The organism is Vibrio sp. Vb0937 (assembly GCF_033338855.1).
Window position 1 is genome coordinate 525388 of the sequence record NZ_JAWOTK010000001.1, and the last position, 16965, is coordinate 542352.

Consider the following 16965-nt stretch of genomic DNA (forward strand, 5'->3'; position numbering starts at 1 on the left):
TGAATTATGTGTGTCGTATCACACTTTATCAAACGGTATTTGGTCAGAACGGTGTTAAAAAACGCGAATATTGAGTGTAGTAAATACTTGTCACTAAAACCAAATTTATAAGAATATGGTTTCGAGAAAGTTGAAATGGATGAAGAGGCAGCAGACTCTGCAACTTAATGTGATTTGAGTATACAATACCGCAACAAATAAAAAACACCCGTAGGAAGAAGGCTATGTCGCAACCCGTTTTATCCCAAATTAATGTTTTTCCGGTTAAGTCAGTTGGCGGATTATCGCTGTCGTCCGTATGGGTTGAGAAGCAAGGATTGAGCTTCGATCGTCGCTTTATGATTGCGAAAGCTGATGGCTCGATGATCACTGCGCGAAAGTATCCGCAAATGGTAACCATTAAGTCTGCCTTATTGTCCGATGGAGTGGTGTTTAGTAGTTTGGGTATGGAGCCACTTAAAATCCGTTACCAAGATTTCAAAATGCAGGAGACACCTGCAACGGTTTGGAAAGATACGTTTACTGCCTATACCACGACAGATGATGCAGATGACTGGTTTAGTCGTGTGTTGGGGCAGCGCGTTGAGTTGTTGTTTAGTGGTGAGCAATCGAATCGTGTCCGTGAAAAGCTAGGTCAAAACGTCAGTTTTGCTGATGGTTATCCGGTTTTAGTGATCAGCCAAGCTTCACTTGATGAGCTGAACCGAAGAAGTTCAGAGCTACACTCAATGGATCAGTTTCGTACTAACTTAGTTGTCTCTGATACTAAGCCATTTGAAGAAGATTCATGGAAGCGCATACGAATCGGTGAGGTAGAGTTTGAGTCTCTCAAACCTTGCGAGCGCTGTATCCTGACTACGGTGAATACCCAAAGAGGCACATTCCGTGAGAGCAAAGAGCCGCTCAAAACCTTGCAACAGTTCCGTGCAAACGATGTCGGTGGTGTGTTCTTTGGCCAGAATCTTGTCGCGCGAAATGAAGGCATTATTCGTCAAGGCGATAAAGTTGAAGTATTGGAGTACAAAGAGCCGGAGTTTTACGCAGATAACTCGCCAGTGCGCATGAAGCTTACATGTGTTGAGCGTGAAGAAATTGCCCAAGACTTTGTGACCTTATGGTTAGAGCCAAACAAAGGTTCGTTGCCTAATTACTTGCCAGGACAACACCTGCCAATAGAGGTGAATATTGATGGTAAGAAAGTGGGTCGACGCTATACCTTATCATCCAGTCCTTCTCGCCCGGGTCGTTATGCTATTTCTGTAAAGCGTATCGCGGGTGGAAGAGTCTCTAACTCACTCTTAGACAACTTACAAGTCGGTGATGTTTTAGAGGCAGAACAACCTGACGGTCAGTTCCACCTTAAAACGCATGAAGCGCAGCCTCTGCTGTTACTCTCTGCGGGTAGCGGAGTAACACCAATGTTATCAATGGTGCGTTACTTAGCGGATCACAATCAGTTGGATAATGTGGTTTTCTACCATCAATGTCGCACCGAGAATGATATTCCTTGTCGCTCAGAGTTGGAGCAGTTAAAGCGTGAGCACCCAGGGCTAGAAGTAAAAGTCTGTTTAACGCAACCTGCTGTTGATTGGTTTGGTTTGAAAGGGCGTTTAAGTTTGTCACACATTAAGCAAATCAAAGATGTTGAACAGCGGCAGGTGTTTGTGTGTGGCCCGGATGGCTTTATGGATAAAGCAAAAAGTCTTCTACTAAGAAAAGGGCTGCCAGAGGAAAACTACCATCAAGAAGCGTTTGGAGTTTCTTCTCTTACGTCAAAGCCAGAGAAAAGTCTCGCTATTGACTTTAATGGAGCTAAAGTCGTAGGCAACAACCAAAAAACGTTGTTAGATCAGCTCGAAGATGCTGGGAAGGTCATCAGCAATAGCTGTCGTGCTGGCTTATGCGGCGCGTGTAAAGTTCAGCTTACGTCGGGGCAAGTTCATCATCCGGACGTGCCCGCGCTGACTGATGAGGAACGTGCAATGGGAACCGTGTTGGCGTGTTGTGCTGTGCCAGAGACGGACGTAACAGTAACCAACTAGGCGAGAGCAATTTTGTCCTTCGACAAAAACTGTTCCTAGACAAAAAAACGCTGCTATTTTTAGCAGCGTTTTGAGTTTTAAAGAGAGCTGAAAATATCGCTTAGTCGTAAATCGTCGGGATTGGCTGGCGTTTGTGCTGCGTTGCTTTGTAAATCGCTACCAGACGGTCACTAACTTGCTGTGGAACAGGTTTGCCCTCTAAGAAGTCGTCGATTTGCTCGTAAGTTAGGCTTAGGGCATCTTCATCTGCTTTTTGTGGAGCAAGCTCTTCTAAGTCTGCTGTTGGCACTTTCTTCACTAGTTGCTCAGGTGCACCCAATGTAGCAGCCACTTCACGAACTTGGCGCTTACTTAATCCGAACAATGGTGCCATGTCACAAGCGCCATCACCAAATTTAGTGTAGAAACCAGTGATGTTTTCTGCTGAGTGATCAGTACCAAGAACAAGGCCGCCTACGTAGCCCGCGATCTCGTATTGAGCAACCATGCGAGCACGCGCTTTTACATTGCCTTTTACGAAGTCGACTTTTGCTGCATCAGTTGGTAAAAGACCTGTACCTTCTAATGCAACGTGAGAAGCCGAATGAAGCCCATCAACACCTGCTTTGATGTTCACCGATACAGAATGGGTTGGCTGGATAAAAGACAGAGCGAGCTGAGCCTCATCTTCATCTTTTTGCTCCCCGTAAGGCAGGCGAACTGCGATAAATTGGTAGCTATTGTTGCCCGCTTCTTCGTTTAGTTGGTCTACAGCCAACTGAGCTAAACGACCACATGTCGTTGAGTCAACGCCACCGCTGATGCCAAGAACAAGAGACTTACAGCCCGCTTCTTGCAATTTACGCTTAATAAAAGCGACACGGCGTTCAATTTCAAAATGCGGATCAATTGAAGGGAGTACGCGCATTTCGTCACGGATGGATTGTTCCATTTAGGGTTCCTTTTCCTGCAAATATTTCAGACTCTAAAGCGCATTTGCTCAAATGGTGATAAACCATACAGTTGAGGCTCATTAAACGCGACTTTAGGGTCAAAAGCTGTAAAGATTAGTAGTATCATACCGAAATCATCAGATTAGAAAACTCTCTTCAACCAGGTAATCACCGGATATGAAAAAAATCGCCATTTTTGGTAGTGCATTTAACCCACCTAGTTTAGGGCATAAAAGTGTTATTGAGTCTTTGAGCCACTTTGATCTTGTGCTACTTGAGCCAAGCATTGCACACGCTTGGGGCAAGAACATGCTTGATTACCCAACTCGGTGCAAAATGGTTGACGCGTTCATCAAGGATATGGGGCTTTCTAATGTTCAGCGTTCTGATGCAGAGCAAGCTTTATACCAACCTGGACAAAGTGTGACGACCTATGCGTTGTTAGAAAAAATTCAAGAAATTTACCCAACTGCCGATATAACTTTTGTCATTGGTCCTGATAATTTCTTCAAATTTGCTAAATTTAGTAGAGCTGAAGAGATTACGGAACGTTGGACTGTTATGGCATGTCCTGAAAAAGTAAAAGTCAGAAGCACGGATATTCGCAAAGCATTGGCCGAGGGTGAAGAGATCGGCGCCTATACAACACCTTCCGTACGTGATTTATTACTTAGTAAAGGCTTATACAGAGAAACATTGTCTGGGAACTGAGAGGTCAGATTTTCATGGTCAGAGTCGTTTTATTTAGTGCATGTGCGCTGCTTGTGGTGACACAAGCTCATTCCGCGTGTAACTATTTTTCTGATCGTTCCGTGGTGTTTGAAGATAACACGCTTCCAATCTGTGAAGAAATTTTAGATTCCATCGGCGTGTTAAGTACTGAAGCATTGATTTGGTATGCAGCGGAAGCGAAGCTTGAAGGACCAACAGAAAACTATTGGGAGGAGTGGGCGATTAAGCCGGAAGACACCCCACTTCTAACTCAAAACTTAGAAAAGAATTACTTTGGTCTTGGTTTTTGGATGCCGGAAGAGCTCCGAGACGAAGAGAGTAAAATGGATACAGAAGAGTGGCTTCGTAGTCACGGGTTGATGTTCAGCGTCGGTTTTGGTGATAAATCCGACGGACAGCCAAGAATGCGGTTTGATTATCGTTGGCACGAATATTATGACGCTGACTGGATGATGCAGATAGAAGTACCTTTCTAGGCATCTCAAGCAAATGAAAAAAGGGCATACATTATCAATGTACGCCCTTTTTGTTTTAATCTACTTTCTGTGTCCGTAATTCTGAACACGTAGCTTGTTGAAGAGCAAGTTATAGCGCTTCTCCAAAGACTAAAAAGCAAAGCTGTTCATATTCTTCGGTGTTACCAGCAAAAAGAGAGTCAACAATTTGCTCTTCCTTCTTCCCCGACAGTTTCATTTTTCTTGCTTCACGTAGTGTTAGTACCAAGCAAAGCTCTTTAGAAATATTCATGTCACAGCCAGGAGTCCATTGATTGATGGTTCTCGTTAACGTTGAGTGCGCTAGTTTAGGAGACAGCGTCAATATTTCATGTCTTACTACTGTCAGTAGATCGGTTTGCAGATCCGAGCGTTCGGCAGTTGTTGCTAGCTTCTCGACGAGCGCTTTGAGTAGCGGTGAAGGCTTCACAAAGCCCGCCTGTTGTGAGAAGTCGTCATTTAAACGCACAGAAAAATCACAACGATATACACGAGAATTAGGTAAAAAGGTGAGGGAGCTCAAACATCCTTGAGGAATCCAAAAATATTGGCCTGGTTCAATGGCATACTCCTGCTTACCCAATTTAATGACGGCTAACCCTTCGATGACAGACAGTAGACTGTGCTTCAATGCTTTTTTACGCGCAGCTACATCAAGAAAGGGGTATTTAGCGTCGTGAAATTCAATTGCGTAGTTCATTATGAGTACCAGTGTTTTTTGGCGCTAAGGGTAACGTTAAACCCATACGATTCCAACCTGCTGAGAGAATTTTTTAGCATGATAAATGGTGGCTTAACTGGTATGACCATGTTAAAAGTATGGGTTGAAATGCTGCTTGTCAGCAAAACTATGCGTAAAATGTGCCAGCTTTTTTTGATATGTAATGAACAATGACAGCCAATACCGATCCTTATATTGAAATTCGTCCTTACAACGACGAAGAAATTCCAGCAGCGCTGGATCGTCTAATCCAAGATGATGAATTTATCACTGCTATCCTAGAACATCGCTTTGCTAATAAAGCAGCGTGGTTCAAAACGCTAATGAGCCCGATCCTGCGCATCTACCTGAAAGCCAAGTGGAGCAAGCTTGATTCTGTCGAAGCAATTCAGATTGAAGTGAAGAAGTATCTGAAAGATACATTGAATAAGACAACGGATGGCGTCACTTTTTCTGGTTTGGATAAGCTGGATAAAAACACGTCATACCTATTCGTTTCTAACCACCGTGATATTGCGATGGACCCTGCGCTCGTAAATTATGGCTTGTACCAAAGTGGGCACCGTACAGTTCGTATAGCGATTGGCGATAACCTGCTGAAGAAGCCATGTGCGACAGAATTGATGCGACTCAATAAGAGCTTCATCGTTAAGCGCTCTGCTAAAGCGCCTAGAGAAATGATGAAAGCATTGGGACAACTGTCAAGCTATATCAAACATTCGCTTGATACTGGCAATTCAATTTGGATTGCCCAAAAGGAAGGTCGTGCTAAAGATGGAAACGACTTTACTGATCCTGCGATTTTAAAAATGTTCCATGTCGAAGGTCGTAAACAAAAAATCAGTTTTGGTGAGTACACGCGTTCTTTGAAAATCGTTCCTGTCTCGATTGCCTATGAAAATGATCCATGTGACATTGCCAAAGCAAAAGAGCTGTACGAAAAAGCAGAAAATGGCCGCTATGAAAAAGGCGAATTTGAAGATATCGAAAGCATCATTCAAGGTATCGTTGGCTATAAAGGCCGTGTACATGTTGCGTTTGGTGATGTGATTGAGCAAGAGTTTGAAACGCCGGAAGCTCTTGCTGGTGAAATCGACCGCCAAATTCACAACAACTACAAATTGTACCCAATCAACTTGTTAGCTGCTGGGCATGAAGATTCGAGCATCATTACGGAAGCGGTTAAGCGTCATCTCGCGGATAAGTTGGATCAGCTACCTGAAGGCGCAAGACCTTATTTGGTGGCGAGCTATGCCAATCCTGTGAATAACCAAGAGTAACTTTCGTCACTGAACTCTGTTGATTCAGAATGCCTTAAAGCCTCGGTCTGCCGGGGCTTTTGTTTATCTGCTCTTTAAGGTGCGACGGCGCCACCAAGGGTTAAATTGCTAGGCCATTTGGTGATCCTGTTACCACCTAAATAGATATCCCCTTTCACCGTCATTGTGTCTGGAAATACTTTCAGCGCTGATCCTCCAATATAAAGATTACCATCAACCACCAATCCTTCAGGAAGTTCAGAAATGGGAGTGCGAATAACACTTAGATCACCTTTTACTCGAAGTTTAGCTGGAAGCGCTTTTAACGGTGTATCTGTCAGATTTAGGTAACCGCCTAGTTTGATGCCTTTAGGCCAGTTTTCGATCTTACTACCTAGTAGGTTTGCATAGCCTTTTATCTTTGTTCCTGAGCGAATAACTTTGAGTGCGCTGTTAGTTGCTTCCAGACTGCCTTCAACATCAAGCCCTTTAGGCAAGGTTTTGATAGGGGTTTGTGAGATGTTTAAGTTGCCCTTGACCACTAGGCCAGAGGGGAGTTGGGTGTAAGGCTTGTTTCTAAGATCAAGATTGCCGTAATTATCGATGTGACCAAACTTAGAATAGTAATCTAGCTCATATGCCAAAGGAGACGAGCAGAGTAGGATTGAAGTAAGGCATAGGGAAACAAAACGCATAGTCAAAGATTTAGTTAAATACCGAGATCACAGGTGCTTATCTTATACTTAAATAAACCTATTATGTATTTTTTGCTCACAGTTTTTGATTCATAACTTAAATATTCAAATTAGAGATGCACGCTAAAAGTGTGCGCTTCTTTACTGCGCTAAGTAACTTCAAGCTTACTAAAATGAGATAAATTAAATGATTGAATGTGAAGCAGACTCAAGTGTAGAGGTGAGAAAAATATCAGTAGATATTTGAATAATATGAGATTCTTCCAAGAACTTCACAAAGGTCCTTGTTAGTATTATTGAGGTTTGAGGGAGATTTTCATGAAGTTAAAAAGTGTATCTATTTTTACCGCTGGTGTTATTGCAGTACTGCTGTCGGGTTCCGTTTTTGCTAAATCATACAGTACACCAGAAAACAAAGCGCTAATAGTTGCTGACGGTAAGGTAGGTCAGCGTATTTGTTACTACGATGATAAAGCCTACACCACAGGGGCCGTGATTAATGTTGAAGGCGTATTACTGATGTGTATCGCTGAGAACGATTTTGAAACCAATGGCTCGTTAAAGTGGGTCGTGTTCAAAAAAGATAAATAAACGCGCCGAAGTTGTCTGTTTCATTTAGAGCGGTTTAAGATTAAGAGATTGGAAAAATAAAAAGCGAGCATCATGCTCGCTTTTTTCATTAACGCGCGAGTGAGCGAGTTTTTAATTCAAAGATAAGTTTTTCAGCACTTACTTCAAATTTGAATCGAGCCGTCGCTTGGTTCGATTCTTCGGTTATTTCTGAAACATTGTATTCAACATCAGCACATACTGATTTAGCGAGCTCGATGTATTTTTGTAGTTCAGACTCTAGCTCTGTTTTTGTCTGTGCGAAAACCGTTACGTCGGCAACTTCGTCACCCTCTTTGATGATAAAGCCAATCTCGCCAGCACAGCCGCAGGCCTCACATACTTGGTTTTTTTCTAATTCGACACTCATAACGAATCCTCTTGTAAATACTAAGGGTATTCTATCAGGTATTTGATCTGTATCTACAAAAATGACGACTTTTGCGTAAAAAAGGAACAGAATAGGCACTTGTTAAGTAAGGGTTAAAGATTGGATTACTAAATCATCAAGAACGTTAATGTGATATATATCAACATTTAAAATCAATTAACGAACATAGTGACGAGATTTTGCTCAGTCCAGTTGAACTAATGGTTAATTTATAAGACTATTTCTTGATTGATTATTTTTAATAATTATCATTCTTGGTCTTTGAATAGTTTCGATGAATAATTGGCGCAAGGTTTTGATGAGACTAACTTTTCGCCTTATTTTGAGTAGCATGTATTGACAAAAACATAACTGAAAATTACACATTACGCAGTGTAAAGACGTTATGGTTTGGAACTCGACATGATATTAAATAGTCGCAATACATATACCCAAAGCGCTTTCAAGTGCAGCGCTTAGCAACCTGATTTCTAGGTTTTCGCTAATCGAACCGCATCGGCGAGCCGGGTATAATGCTAAGAATGATTTCATTCTGGCCTCATTTAATAGTGAGTTAGATGGATTTACAAAGAGAAGAGCTTAAAATATGCCAAAGCGTAGTAAAGAAGATACCGAAATCACTATCCAAAAGATCATGGATGCCGTTATTGATCAGCTACTCAGATTAGGTTACGACAAAATGTCGTACACGACGCTAAGCCAGCAGACAGGTATATCGCGTACCGGTATTAGCCACCACTTCCCTAAGAAAACGGACTTCACCGCCGCACTGGATGGCCGTATCTTTAAAATGTTTATTGAACACTTAGAGTTTGATAAAGGATTAAATGCATTTTCACAAAGTTGGATTAAAGCGCTGGAAGATGCTGAGTTTCTCGCGATTTTACGACTGCTATTCCATCACATTGTCACCGCTGAAAATGCGCAAGAATTTGCTGCTAATGGTATTGACCGCTTATACAAAATGGTTGAAAGCCAGTTTGGTGCGGGTGGTGACAAAGAGCTTGAGTGGTTGATTGGTCGATCATTGATCCAAATGAGCAAGTAATAGCCTTTAAAGCACCAAATTCTGCCACTATCAAAGCAAAGGCCCGCAATTCTCATATTGCGGGCCTTTGTCGTATCAAAGTGTTTTAGAGACGGCTTAGAGGAGATACGCTTTATGCTGCGGCATGCACTTGAGGGAAGTCTAGCGTCGGATGTTTTGTCACAATAGATCGATAGCCATAAACTTGCTCAATGCGCTCTGACGTTAGTGCATTCCATGGCGTGTCATCACAAACTAGTTTCCCGTTATGCAAGAGTACAAGGCGGTCTGCGTACTGAGAGGCTAGATTCAAGTCATGTAACACCACAACCACCGCTGCGTTTTGTGCTTTTGCCGTTTCACGAGCAATCTTTAACGTGTTGTGTTGGTGGGCGAGATCCAACGCTGAGGTAGGTTCATCAAGCATTAAGATTCGTTTTTCGCCAGATTGATGTAGTTGTGTCATCACTCGTGCTAGATGCAGTCGTTGCTTTTCTCCACCAGATAAAGACGGGTACAGGCTTTCTGCTAAATGCAATACGTCGGTTTGTTCCATGTAATGTAAAGCCAGTTTAGTGGTTTCTTTATTGGACAGTGATAGCGGTATTGCCCCCAGCTCTACTACTTCTCTGGCTAGAAATGGGAAGGTTAAGGTGCTGTGCTGCGGGAGCATTGCAATATGTTTGGCGCTTTTTTCAGGCTCCCAATCATGCTTTTGTTTACCGAAGTAGGTGATGTGATGATTCGAAGAGATCTCACCGCATAGAAGCTTGAGCAAAGTACTTTTACCTGCGCCATTGGGGCCGAGTAGGGCGGTCACTTCACCAGCTCGGATATCAATGTTGATGTCATCGAGCACCACACGGTTGCCATACGTCATCGAAATGTTTTTCCCCGATAAAACGATCTGGTTCATTACAAAATCTTCCCTTTTTGCTGGAACAATAAGTAGATGAAAAAGGGCGCGCCAATCAATGCGGTCACGATTCCAACTGGTAATTCAGCTGGTGCCACGGCAACACGAGCAAACATATCTGCGGCAGTAAGAAGCAGTGCTCCCATTAAGGCAGATATTGGTAATAGCGTTCGATGGTCAGGCCCAGCGAGCATGCGCCCTAAGTGAGGAATCACGAGCCCAATAAAGCCAATTGCACCACTGATGCTCACCGTAATACCAACACCCAGTGCAGAAAGTAAAATAAGCTGACGTTTGAGTTTTTGAACCGGAACTCCTAAGTGTCTTGCTTCTGATTCCCCTAACAACAGAGCATTCAGCGCCATCGACTTCTTCTGGAACCAGAGTAATAGGATGACGAGTGTTACAGCAGATAGAGCAATCCCTGACCAATTTGCACCAGCTAATGAGCCCATCGACCAAAGCGTCAAGTCTCGCAGCATCTGATCATCTGCGATAAAGTTCATGTAGCCAATCGCAGCACCCGAGAGCGCACTGATGGCAACGCCGGCTAACAACATAATTGTAACTGAGGTACCAAACTTACTTGTGCCGAGTTTATAAACGAGAATAGTCGTTAGTGCACCGCCAAGGAAAGCAAAAAGAGGCAGAGCCGCTAAGTTCATTAGTTGCGGATAGTTTTGGCTAAATTCAGCAAATACAACAATAGCGAATGCACCACCAAGAGCAGCGCCAGCAGACACACCAATGATACCAGGCTCGGCTAATGGGTTACGGAACAAGCCCTGCATAACCACACCACAAATTGCTAAAATGGCGCCGATGAACATACACAAAATGGTGCGAGGCAATCGGATTTCGTTAATGACCAACTGAATGTGAGGAGCGAGATCAGAACTGCCTCCCGTTAGGCTACGCAAACTGTCAGCAAAGCTAATGTTCATTGGGCCAACGGTAATAGAGGCGATAGCAATAAATGCTAAAAATCCACTAAGCACTGATAACGTCGTTGAAAGGGGGATGCGTCTTAACAACATGTCATGTCTCTATGGGTAAAGCAGTGCATTCAAGCGTTTAGCTTCTGCAAGGCTTTTAAGGCCCAAACCACCTACCAGAGCATGGCCATCAATCGTTATGATGTCTTTGTTCTTTCCAGCGGGTGTTGCAGCAAGAAGCGGCATTGCTTTTAAAATTGCATCGGCACCACCCAACGTTTCATAGCTGCGACCACTAACAAGAATCACGTCAGGCTGCATCTCTACCATCGCTTCTGTGGATAGAGGCTTGTAAGACGAGAGTTGTGTAGCGGCTGGGTTTTGTCCGCCGGCGAGTTGAATAATTGCATCGGGTGTCGTTTGTGAGCCCGCAACATTTGCAGGTCGCCCTTCATGGATCAGCAGAAAGAGCACTTTCTTTTTCTTCGCTTGATCAGGTTGGTTTGCATTGAGTGCTTGTACTTGCGCCTGGACATCTTGCTTTAAGCTTTCAGCTTGAGCCTTGCGATCCATAAGGTTCGCAATTTGATCAATACGTTGATAAAGGCCCTCGACATTTGCATCAGTATTAACAATTTCTACATCTACGCCAGCCGATTTCAATTGGCTCAATGTTGTTTTCGGCCCCATCTCATCAGAACCAATGACTTTTGTCGGACGTAAGGCGAGCAACCCCTCCGCTGAAAGACGACGATGGTAGCCCACTTTAGGCAGTTCCATCCCTTTTGGTAATTGACTGGTGACGTCGATAGCAACCAAGCTATCTTTAGCTTCGAGTTCAAGCAAGAGTTCAGTGACGGCGCTGCCTGCGCTAACAACGCGCTCTGAGGATGGCGTTTCATTGGCAAAAAGTTGACTACTCGCAAGTAGGGAAATAGCTGCCGTGACAACAGCATGAATAGTGATGCGTGTGTTCTTCATTTTGAAAGGATCTCTATCTTACTTATTTTTATGATGGCTCTTCAGTGAGTAACTGAGTTGCTTGAATTCCGTTTTCTTGTAAAAAGCCGAGAAGTTGTACTAGCGACTGAATATTCGCGGTTTTCTCTGCTCCAATTACAATCGGTTTATCGCTTGACTTACTCTCTTCTAACAGCGCGAGGGTAAAGTTGTCCCAATCGATATATGTCTTGCCGTTAATAGCCCAGTAAGGCTCGTCTTTAAGAATATTTACCGTGATGGATTGCTTATCGACATCTGCAACAGCCTGAGATTCTGTGCTCGGTAAATTGACGTCTAATGAATCGAGTTTGACCGCTGCGGTTAACATCAGGAAAACCATGACGATAAAAATAATGTCTAACAGCGGTGTTAAATCGGGGGTTAAACCGTTACGACTATTTTCTTGTGGTGTTTTAATCATTGAGTTGCTGCCTCAATCTTCTCAGAAGAGCGCAGTGTTACTTTTGAGTGGTCTGGCGAGACATGCTGTAACGAGATACCTTCAAGCCATAAGTTGACGTAGTTTAAAGTGTGCTCAAGCTTGGCGATTACACGATCCGCCCACAAACCAATGATCTGCGCTCCTGAAATAGCAGGAAGTGCGATAATGAGACCCGCGGCAGTGGTGCGCATAGCAAGACCTAGGCCGTCAGCCAAATCATTCGGAGTGATATTCCCCGTTGAAACCGCGATGCCTTTGAACATGTCAATTAGGCCAAGTACCGTACCAAGCAAGCCAATTAAAGGACTGATGACACCAATCAGCGTCAGCAAACGAAGGCCGGAATGCAGCTGATGGCGTTTTTCTTGCAGCCAAATACCTGCGGCATCTTCTCTTAAAGATTTCGAGAAAGAATGATGAGCAAGCAACATCGCAACACCACGGTACAGAAGCGGCCTCTTATTCGACAACTCTTCAGCAAGTGCTTCAAGCTCGCTCCCATTTGTTGGGTCTAATCCTGTGAGCTTTTGGCGAATGGCTCGCTTTCCTACACCAAGGCTAATTAACACATGGAATAATCGCTCGGTGATGATCATCACGGTTAGAGCTGAGCAAATGATCAAAGGACATGTCATCAGCCCAAATTGAGTTTGTAATTCTTGTAGTTGTTCCATTATCCATCCAACTTAAAACGAACAGGTACTTGTACTCGGTGAGCGACTTTTAGCCCACCTGAAATATGTGGTGTAAATTGCCACTGTTTGATCGCACGAAGTGCTGAGGCATCTAGCGACTCTGTGCCGGAAGACTCAATCAAAACCTGTTTAATCTGGTTACCATTCTCATCTAGCCATATCTCATACAAGGCTACACCTTCAATACCACGTCTTTGTGCAGACCTTGGGTAACGGGGTTGTGTTGGTTGACTCACAAACGTTGGTTTGTCGACCAAGACAGGCTGAGACGTTGCCCCTTTGGATTGGCTCGCAGGTGCGGATTGTTGAGCTACCGTCTCTTTCTTCACTGGTTCCGTTTTTTTCTTTGGTTTCGCTTCGGGCTGAACCTTTTGCTTTGTTACGGTTTTGGTGGGCTCGACCGCTTTAGGTTTAGATTGTTTAACCGGTTCAGGTTTTTTCTCTACTACCTTTTTCTTAACAGCGTCTTTCTTGACGACCTGTTTTTTTACAATCTTCTTTTCTGGTTCAGGTTGGTCTTGAGGCTGCTGCTCTTTTGGTGGTGCTACATTTTCTGGTGTAGATTTTTCGACAGCTGGAGGAGCAGACACAAGATTTAGACTTACCGAACTTGCTGGGTTTCCAGCCGGCATCGCGAACACCTTTGTCTCTTGAGAAACAAAAAGAAGTGCGGCATGGATGGCAAGGGAAGCACCTCCTGCAATGACATATCTTTGTACGTTCACGGAATATCTCGGGAAACTATGAAAACTTGGGCAGATTATTACTTACAATGGAAATAAGATCAATTATCAATTGCATTATCATTACGCTCAAATTATGATTCTTGCAGAATTTTTAAGATCAGCTTCCATCCCTTACATGATGGGAGTTAAGCGAGTATATATGAGCGTCGATATCGATAAGCTTGATGAATCAGTGTTGGGCAGTGATAGTCCTGATCCATTGCGATTTGCTTTTGTTAAGAAGCATTCTGCACATGCCGGGGGAGCGAGCGTACCTGTGCCCTCGTCTCAACAACAGGCGATTTTTTCGAGTATTACGGCTAACTTAATTAAAGCGACCAATAAACGCTGTCTTTATATTCATGTTCCGTTTTGTCGCGTTCGTTGCACTTTTTGTAACTTCTTTCAAAATGCTGCAAGTCGCACACTGGTTGATGAGTACTTTGAAGCATTAATGCAGGAGCTTAGAGAGAAAGCGACATTACCTTGGACACAAAATGGTATTTTTCACGCCGTATATATCGGGGGCGGAACGCCAACGGATTTATCTCCAGTACAGGTTCGTGTGTTAGGCCAGGCTATCCGAGACCACTTTCCTTTGGCTGCAGACTGCGAAATCACCTTAGAAGGTCGCATCAATCGTTTTTCTGATGAGTTGTATCAAGGCGCTTTAGAGGGTGGGTTTAATCGTTTCTCTTTTGGTGTGCAAAGTTTTAATACACAAGTGCGCCGCAGCGCAAAACGTTTAGATGATAGGGAAGATGTCCTCAAACGAGTGAGCGAGATCGCCAAAGAAGACAAAATTCCGGTCATTATCGATTTACTCTATGGCTTACCTTATCAAACCAAAGAAGTGTTAGAGCAAGATTTAAATGATTTCCTCTCGACTGGCGCACACGGACTGGATTTGTATCAGTTAGTGGTTGGTGGGTCAGCTCCCATGCTCAACCTCGTAGAAAAGGGAAAAATCCCGCCACCTGCGACCACACCAGAAAAAGCGGGAATGTATGAGCTCGGTGTGAACTTTATGGCCAAACACCATATGAAGCAACTTAGCGTGAACCATTGGGCAATCGATAACCGCGAGCGTAGTTTATACAATAGTTTAGCCAAGACTTATGCAGAGGTATTGCCAATTGGCTGTGGTGCTGGAGGTAATATCGGTGGCTACGGGATGATGCAACACCGCACACTAGAGACCTATATTAAAGCGGTCAAAGAAGGTCAAAGCACCATCGCGATGATGATGAAACAAAGCGCTCTAGAACCACTTTTTTCTGCACTCAAATCTGCGTTTGACCGTGGCATTGTTCAAGCAAATCAACTTCCATCATTTATGGGAGAGGACGCGTTCGTGTTTTTATTGCCTCTATTTAAAGTGTGGCAAGCGAAAGGCTTAGTACAGCTACATGAACGTAGCGCAGTCCTTACTCTTGCAGGCAGCTTCTGGGCAGTGTCATTGGCTCAAAGTTGTATTCAGGTACTCACATCAGAGATGAACGAAACCGTACCGAAAGCATCCAATAATTAATGAAAACAAATTGAACAAAAACGGAAGACACAATGGAATCAATCAAGCAACAAGTTGAAGTATTACTAGAGCAAGAACCACAATTATTGCCAGCTGCGATGGCAGAGCGTCTTGGCATTTCCGAGTTTGAGGTTGTTGCGGCTCTACCTCAGGAAATGGTGGCTATTGCACCAGGAGAGCAAGCGCAAAGCATCCTAGAAAGTTTGGTTGGTTTTGGCCCGGTGACGACCATCGTCCACTCTTTTGGTTCTATCTTTGAAGTTAAAGCGCCGTTTCCAAAAGGAAAAGTGGCGCGTGGCTATTACAATTTAATGGGTAGAGAAGGTGAACTGCACGGCCACCTTAAATTAGATAACGTTAAAAATGTCGCATTAGTCAGTAAACCGTTTATGGGTAGAGAGAGTCACTATTTTGGTTTTTTCTCAGAGTGCGGAAGCAATATTTTCAAGGTTTATTTAGGCCGTAACGAAAAGCGCGAGTTGATTGAAGAGCAAGTCACCGCATTTCGCGCCCTACAAGCCGAATTAAAAAAGTAATCACAAACATAATCGAGGCTTAACTCGAATACTAATTAGTAAAGTCAGGTATCAATATGGATCAACAAGTTAAACAAGAGCGTTTGCAAGGTCGTTTAGGGCCAGAGATCAAAGAGTTCCGTCAGGAGCGTCGTACACTTCAGCTTGCAACTGTCGATGCAGAAGGTCGCCCGAATGTAAGCTACGCGCCTTATGTCCAAAACCAGGAAGGTTATTTCGTTCTCATTTCTAAAATCGCTCGTCATGCCCGTAACCTTTTAGAAAACCCAAACGTTTCATTGATGATGATTGAAGATGAAGAGTCTTCAAAGCAGCTGTTTGCTCGTAAGCGCTTAACTTTTGATGCGGTAGCAAATGTAGTTGAGCGAGACACAGAGATGTGGCAACAAGTTGTTGGACAAATGAAAGAGCGTTTTGGTGAGATTATTGATGGTCTAAGCCAGCTAGAGGATTTCGTTTTGTTCAACTTAAAGCCAGAATCGGGGCTATTTGTTAAAGGTTTTGGTCAGGCGTATCAAGTGTCTGGTGATGATTTAGTAGATTTTGTTCACCTTCAAGAAGGCCACAAGAAAGTCGAAAGTGCCTGATTGTAAACCGATCATATGAATGTCGATCATTTGGCATAATGAACGTTTAAAGGGAGTTAGGTTATACTGACTCCCTTTTTTCTATTGGAACAAAAGCATGAAACCTGTAAGCAAGGAATTGAGCGAGATTTGCTATCCGTTTATTTACGAGGACAGTCCGGTTTGTGACTTTGAAATTACAGCAGATGAACTTTGTAGTCGTATTGGCCTTGTTCTCGCTATGGAGTTGGACGAGTTTAGCCGCGATATACTGACAAGAATGCAGCCTAATGTTTATCATCTAAATGGTTCGGTTCGCGGGAAATTAGCGATTACAGAGACGGAAGTTGAAGAGTTAAAGGCCGATTATGCTTTGCTCAAGCAACGTATTGATGGCGGCTTCAAAGGCTTTGTTCTACCCGGAGGGCACCCGGCAGCCAGTCAATTGCATTTGTGCCGTTGCCAAGCTAAAAAAACGGTACGAGCATTAGTTGCCGTTGAACATACAGGTAAGAAGCAGCCCGCACCTATTTTGTTTCGTTACGCGAACTTATTAGCGAATGTACTTTACAGCCTAGCTTCTTATATTAATCATGCTCACCAAGTCAAAGAGACGGAATTCGTTTCTCGTAGTTACGCGATGCCAAAGAAGTGAGCTGAGAAATTAGCGGATGTGAGCATCAGGGATAGGACAAGCACTGCATTATATTCTCAA

The 16965-nt window shown here is 43.6% G+C and carries 20 protein-coding genes; 10 read left to right on the top strand and 10 right to left on the bottom strand.

Annotation, left to right across the window (positions count from 1 at the left end):
* The first annotated feature begins 224 nt into the window (after positions 1 to 224).
* Entirely contained in the window at positions 225 to 2042 is a 1818-nt protein-coding gene (locus R7P67_RS02360) for a hybrid-cluster NAD(P)-dependent oxidoreductase (protein WP_005385020.1), read from the top strand.
* 100 nt (positions 2043 to 2142) lie between these two features.
* Here the strand turns inward: R7P67_RS02360 and nadE are convergent, their stop codons facing one another.
* Positions 2143 to 2973, bottom strand: a complete 831-nt coding sequence (gene nadE, locus R7P67_RS02365; RefSeq protein ID WP_053350088.1) for an ammonia-dependent NAD(+) synthetase — start codon at positions 2971 to 2973, stop codon at positions 2143 to 2145.
* Positions 2974 to 3151: 178 nt separating this feature from the next.
* On the opposite strand from nadE, the gene R7P67_RS02370 reads away from it, so the two are divergent.
* A complete protein-coding gene (locus R7P67_RS02370; RefSeq protein ID WP_005375300.1) occupies positions 3152 to 3685 on the top strand; it encodes a nicotinate-nicotinamide nucleotide adenylyltransferase in 534 nt (177 codons plus the stop codon).
* Between the two features lie 14 nt (positions 3686 to 3699).
* Positions 3700 to 4182 (top strand): hypothetical protein, encoded by a 483-nt coding sequence (locus R7P67_RS02375; protein WP_017635276.1) that lies wholly within the window; start codon positions 3700 to 3702, stop codon positions 4180 to 4182.
* A 109-nt stretch (positions 4183 to 4291) separates the two neighbouring features.
* Here the strand turns inward: R7P67_RS02375 and R7P67_RS02380 are convergent, their stop codons facing one another.
* Positions 4292 to 4900: an AraC family transcriptional regulator gene (locus R7P67_RS02380; RefSeq protein ID WP_167415897.1), complete on the bottom strand. Its 609-nt coding sequence runs from the start codon at positions 4898 to 4900 to the stop codon at positions 4292 to 4294.
* A 191-nt stretch (positions 4901 to 5091) separates the two neighbouring features.
* Here R7P67_RS02380 and R7P67_RS02385 point away from each other — a divergent pair, with 191 nt between their 5' ends.
* Entirely contained in the window at positions 5092 to 6201 is a 1110-nt protein-coding gene (locus tag R7P67_RS02385) for a 1-acyl-sn-glycerol-3-phosphate acyltransferase (RefSeq protein ID WP_017821238.1), read from the top strand.
* A 74-nt stretch (positions 6202 to 6275) separates the two neighbouring features.
* Here R7P67_RS02385 and R7P67_RS02390 read toward each other — a convergent pair whose 3' ends face one another.
* Positions 6276 to 6875, bottom strand: a complete 600-nt coding sequence (locus R7P67_RS02390; protein WP_262652887.1) for a hypothetical protein — start codon at positions 6873 to 6875, stop codon at positions 6276 to 6278.
* A 318-nt stretch (positions 6876 to 7193) separates the two neighbouring features.
* On the opposite strand from R7P67_RS02390, the gene R7P67_RS02395 reads away from it, so the two are divergent.
* Positions 7194 to 7466: a YnjH family protein gene (locus R7P67_RS02395; RefSeq protein ID WP_167415898.1), complete on the top strand. Its 273-nt coding sequence runs from the start codon at positions 7194 to 7196 to the stop codon at positions 7464 to 7466.
* A gap of 88 nt (positions 7467 to 7554) precedes the next feature.
* Here the strand turns inward: R7P67_RS02395 and R7P67_RS02400 are convergent, their stop codons facing one another.
* Positions 7555 to 7854: a YfcZ/YiiS family protein gene (locus R7P67_RS02400; RefSeq protein ID WP_005375307.1), complete on the bottom strand. Its 300-nt coding sequence runs from the start codon at positions 7852 to 7854 to the stop codon at positions 7555 to 7557.
* A gap of 607 nt (positions 7855 to 8461) precedes the next feature.
* Here R7P67_RS02400 and R7P67_RS02405 point away from each other — a divergent pair.
* Positions 8462 to 8923, top strand: coding sequence for a TetR/AcrR family transcriptional regulator (locus R7P67_RS02405; RefSeq protein ID WP_005385033.1), 462 nt, complete (start codon positions 8462 to 8464; stop codon positions 8921 to 8923).
* Between the two features lie 112 nt (positions 8924 to 9035).
* On the opposite strand, the gene R7P67_RS02410 is transcribed toward R7P67_RS02405, so the two are convergent.
* The 6 genes from R7P67_RS02410 to R7P67_RS02435 are packed head-to-tail and all read right to left on the bottom strand — an operon-like array spanning position 9036 to position 13617.
* Positions 9036 to 9818, bottom strand: coding sequence for a heme ABC transporter ATP-binding protein (locus R7P67_RS02410; RefSeq protein ID WP_005385036.1), 783 nt, complete (start codon positions 9816 to 9818; stop codon positions 9036 to 9038).
* A complete protein-coding gene (locus R7P67_RS02415; protein WP_005375318.1) occupies positions 9818 to 10855 on the bottom strand; it encodes a FecCD family ABC transporter permease in 1038 nt (345 codons plus the stop codon). Before R7P67_RS02415 ends, R7P67_RS02410 begins: the two co-directional genes overlap by 1 nt.
* 9 nt (positions 10856 to 10864) lie before the next feature.
* Positions 10865 to 11734: a hemin ABC transporter substrate-binding protein gene (locus tag R7P67_RS02420; RefSeq protein ID WP_262656447.1), complete on the bottom strand. Its 870-nt coding sequence runs from the start codon at positions 11732 to 11734 to the stop codon at positions 10865 to 10867.
* Positions 11735 to 11762: 28 nt separating this feature from the next.
* Entirely contained in the window at positions 11763 to 12176 is a 414-nt protein-coding gene (locus tag R7P67_RS02425; protein WP_005375322.1) for an ExbD/TolR family protein, read from the bottom strand.
* Entirely contained in the window at positions 12173 to 12871 is a 699-nt protein-coding gene (locus R7P67_RS02430) for a MotA/TolQ/ExbB proton channel family protein (RefSeq protein ID WP_262628587.1), read from the bottom strand. Before R7P67_RS02430 ends, R7P67_RS02425 begins: the two co-directional genes overlap by 4 nt.
* On the bottom strand, positions 12871 to 13617 hold the full coding sequence (locus R7P67_RS02435; RefSeq protein ID WP_064354554.1) for an energy transducer TonB: 747 nt from the start codon (positions 13615 to 13617) through the stop codon (positions 12871 to 12873). Before R7P67_RS02435 ends, R7P67_RS02430 begins: the two co-directional genes overlap by 1 nt.
* 160 nt (positions 13618 to 13777) lie before the next feature.
* On the opposite strand from R7P67_RS02435, the gene hutW reads away from it, so the two are divergent.
* From hutW to R7P67_RS02455, 4 genes are all read left to right on the top strand, one after another.
* Positions 13778 to 15148: a heme anaerobic degradation radical SAM methyltransferase ChuW/HutW gene (hutW, locus tag R7P67_RS02440; RefSeq protein ID WP_262652891.1), complete on the top strand. Its 1371-nt coding sequence runs from the start codon at positions 13778 to 13780 to the stop codon at positions 15146 to 15148.
* Positions 15149 to 15180: 32 nt separating this feature from the next.
* The gene (hutX, locus tag R7P67_RS02445) at positions 15181 to 15684 is read left to right on the top strand and encodes a heme utilization cystosolic carrier protein HutX (RefSeq protein WP_005385051.1); all 504 of its coding nucleotides are present in this window, start codon (positions 15181 to 15183) and stop codon (positions 15682 to 15684) included.
* A gap of 56 nt (positions 15685 to 15740) precedes the next feature.
* Positions 15741 to 16271, top strand: coding sequence for a heme utilization protein HutZ (hutZ, locus tag R7P67_RS02450; RefSeq protein ID WP_005375331.1), 531 nt, complete (start codon positions 15741 to 15743; stop codon positions 16269 to 16271).
* A 97-nt stretch (positions 16272 to 16368) separates the two neighbouring features.
* Positions 16369 to 16905: an ATP:cob(I)alamin adenosyltransferase gene (locus R7P67_RS02455; RefSeq protein ID WP_005375333.1), complete on the top strand. Its 537-nt coding sequence runs from the start codon at positions 16369 to 16371 to the stop codon at positions 16903 to 16905.
* The last annotated feature ends 60 nt before the right edge of the window (positions 16906 to 16965 follow it).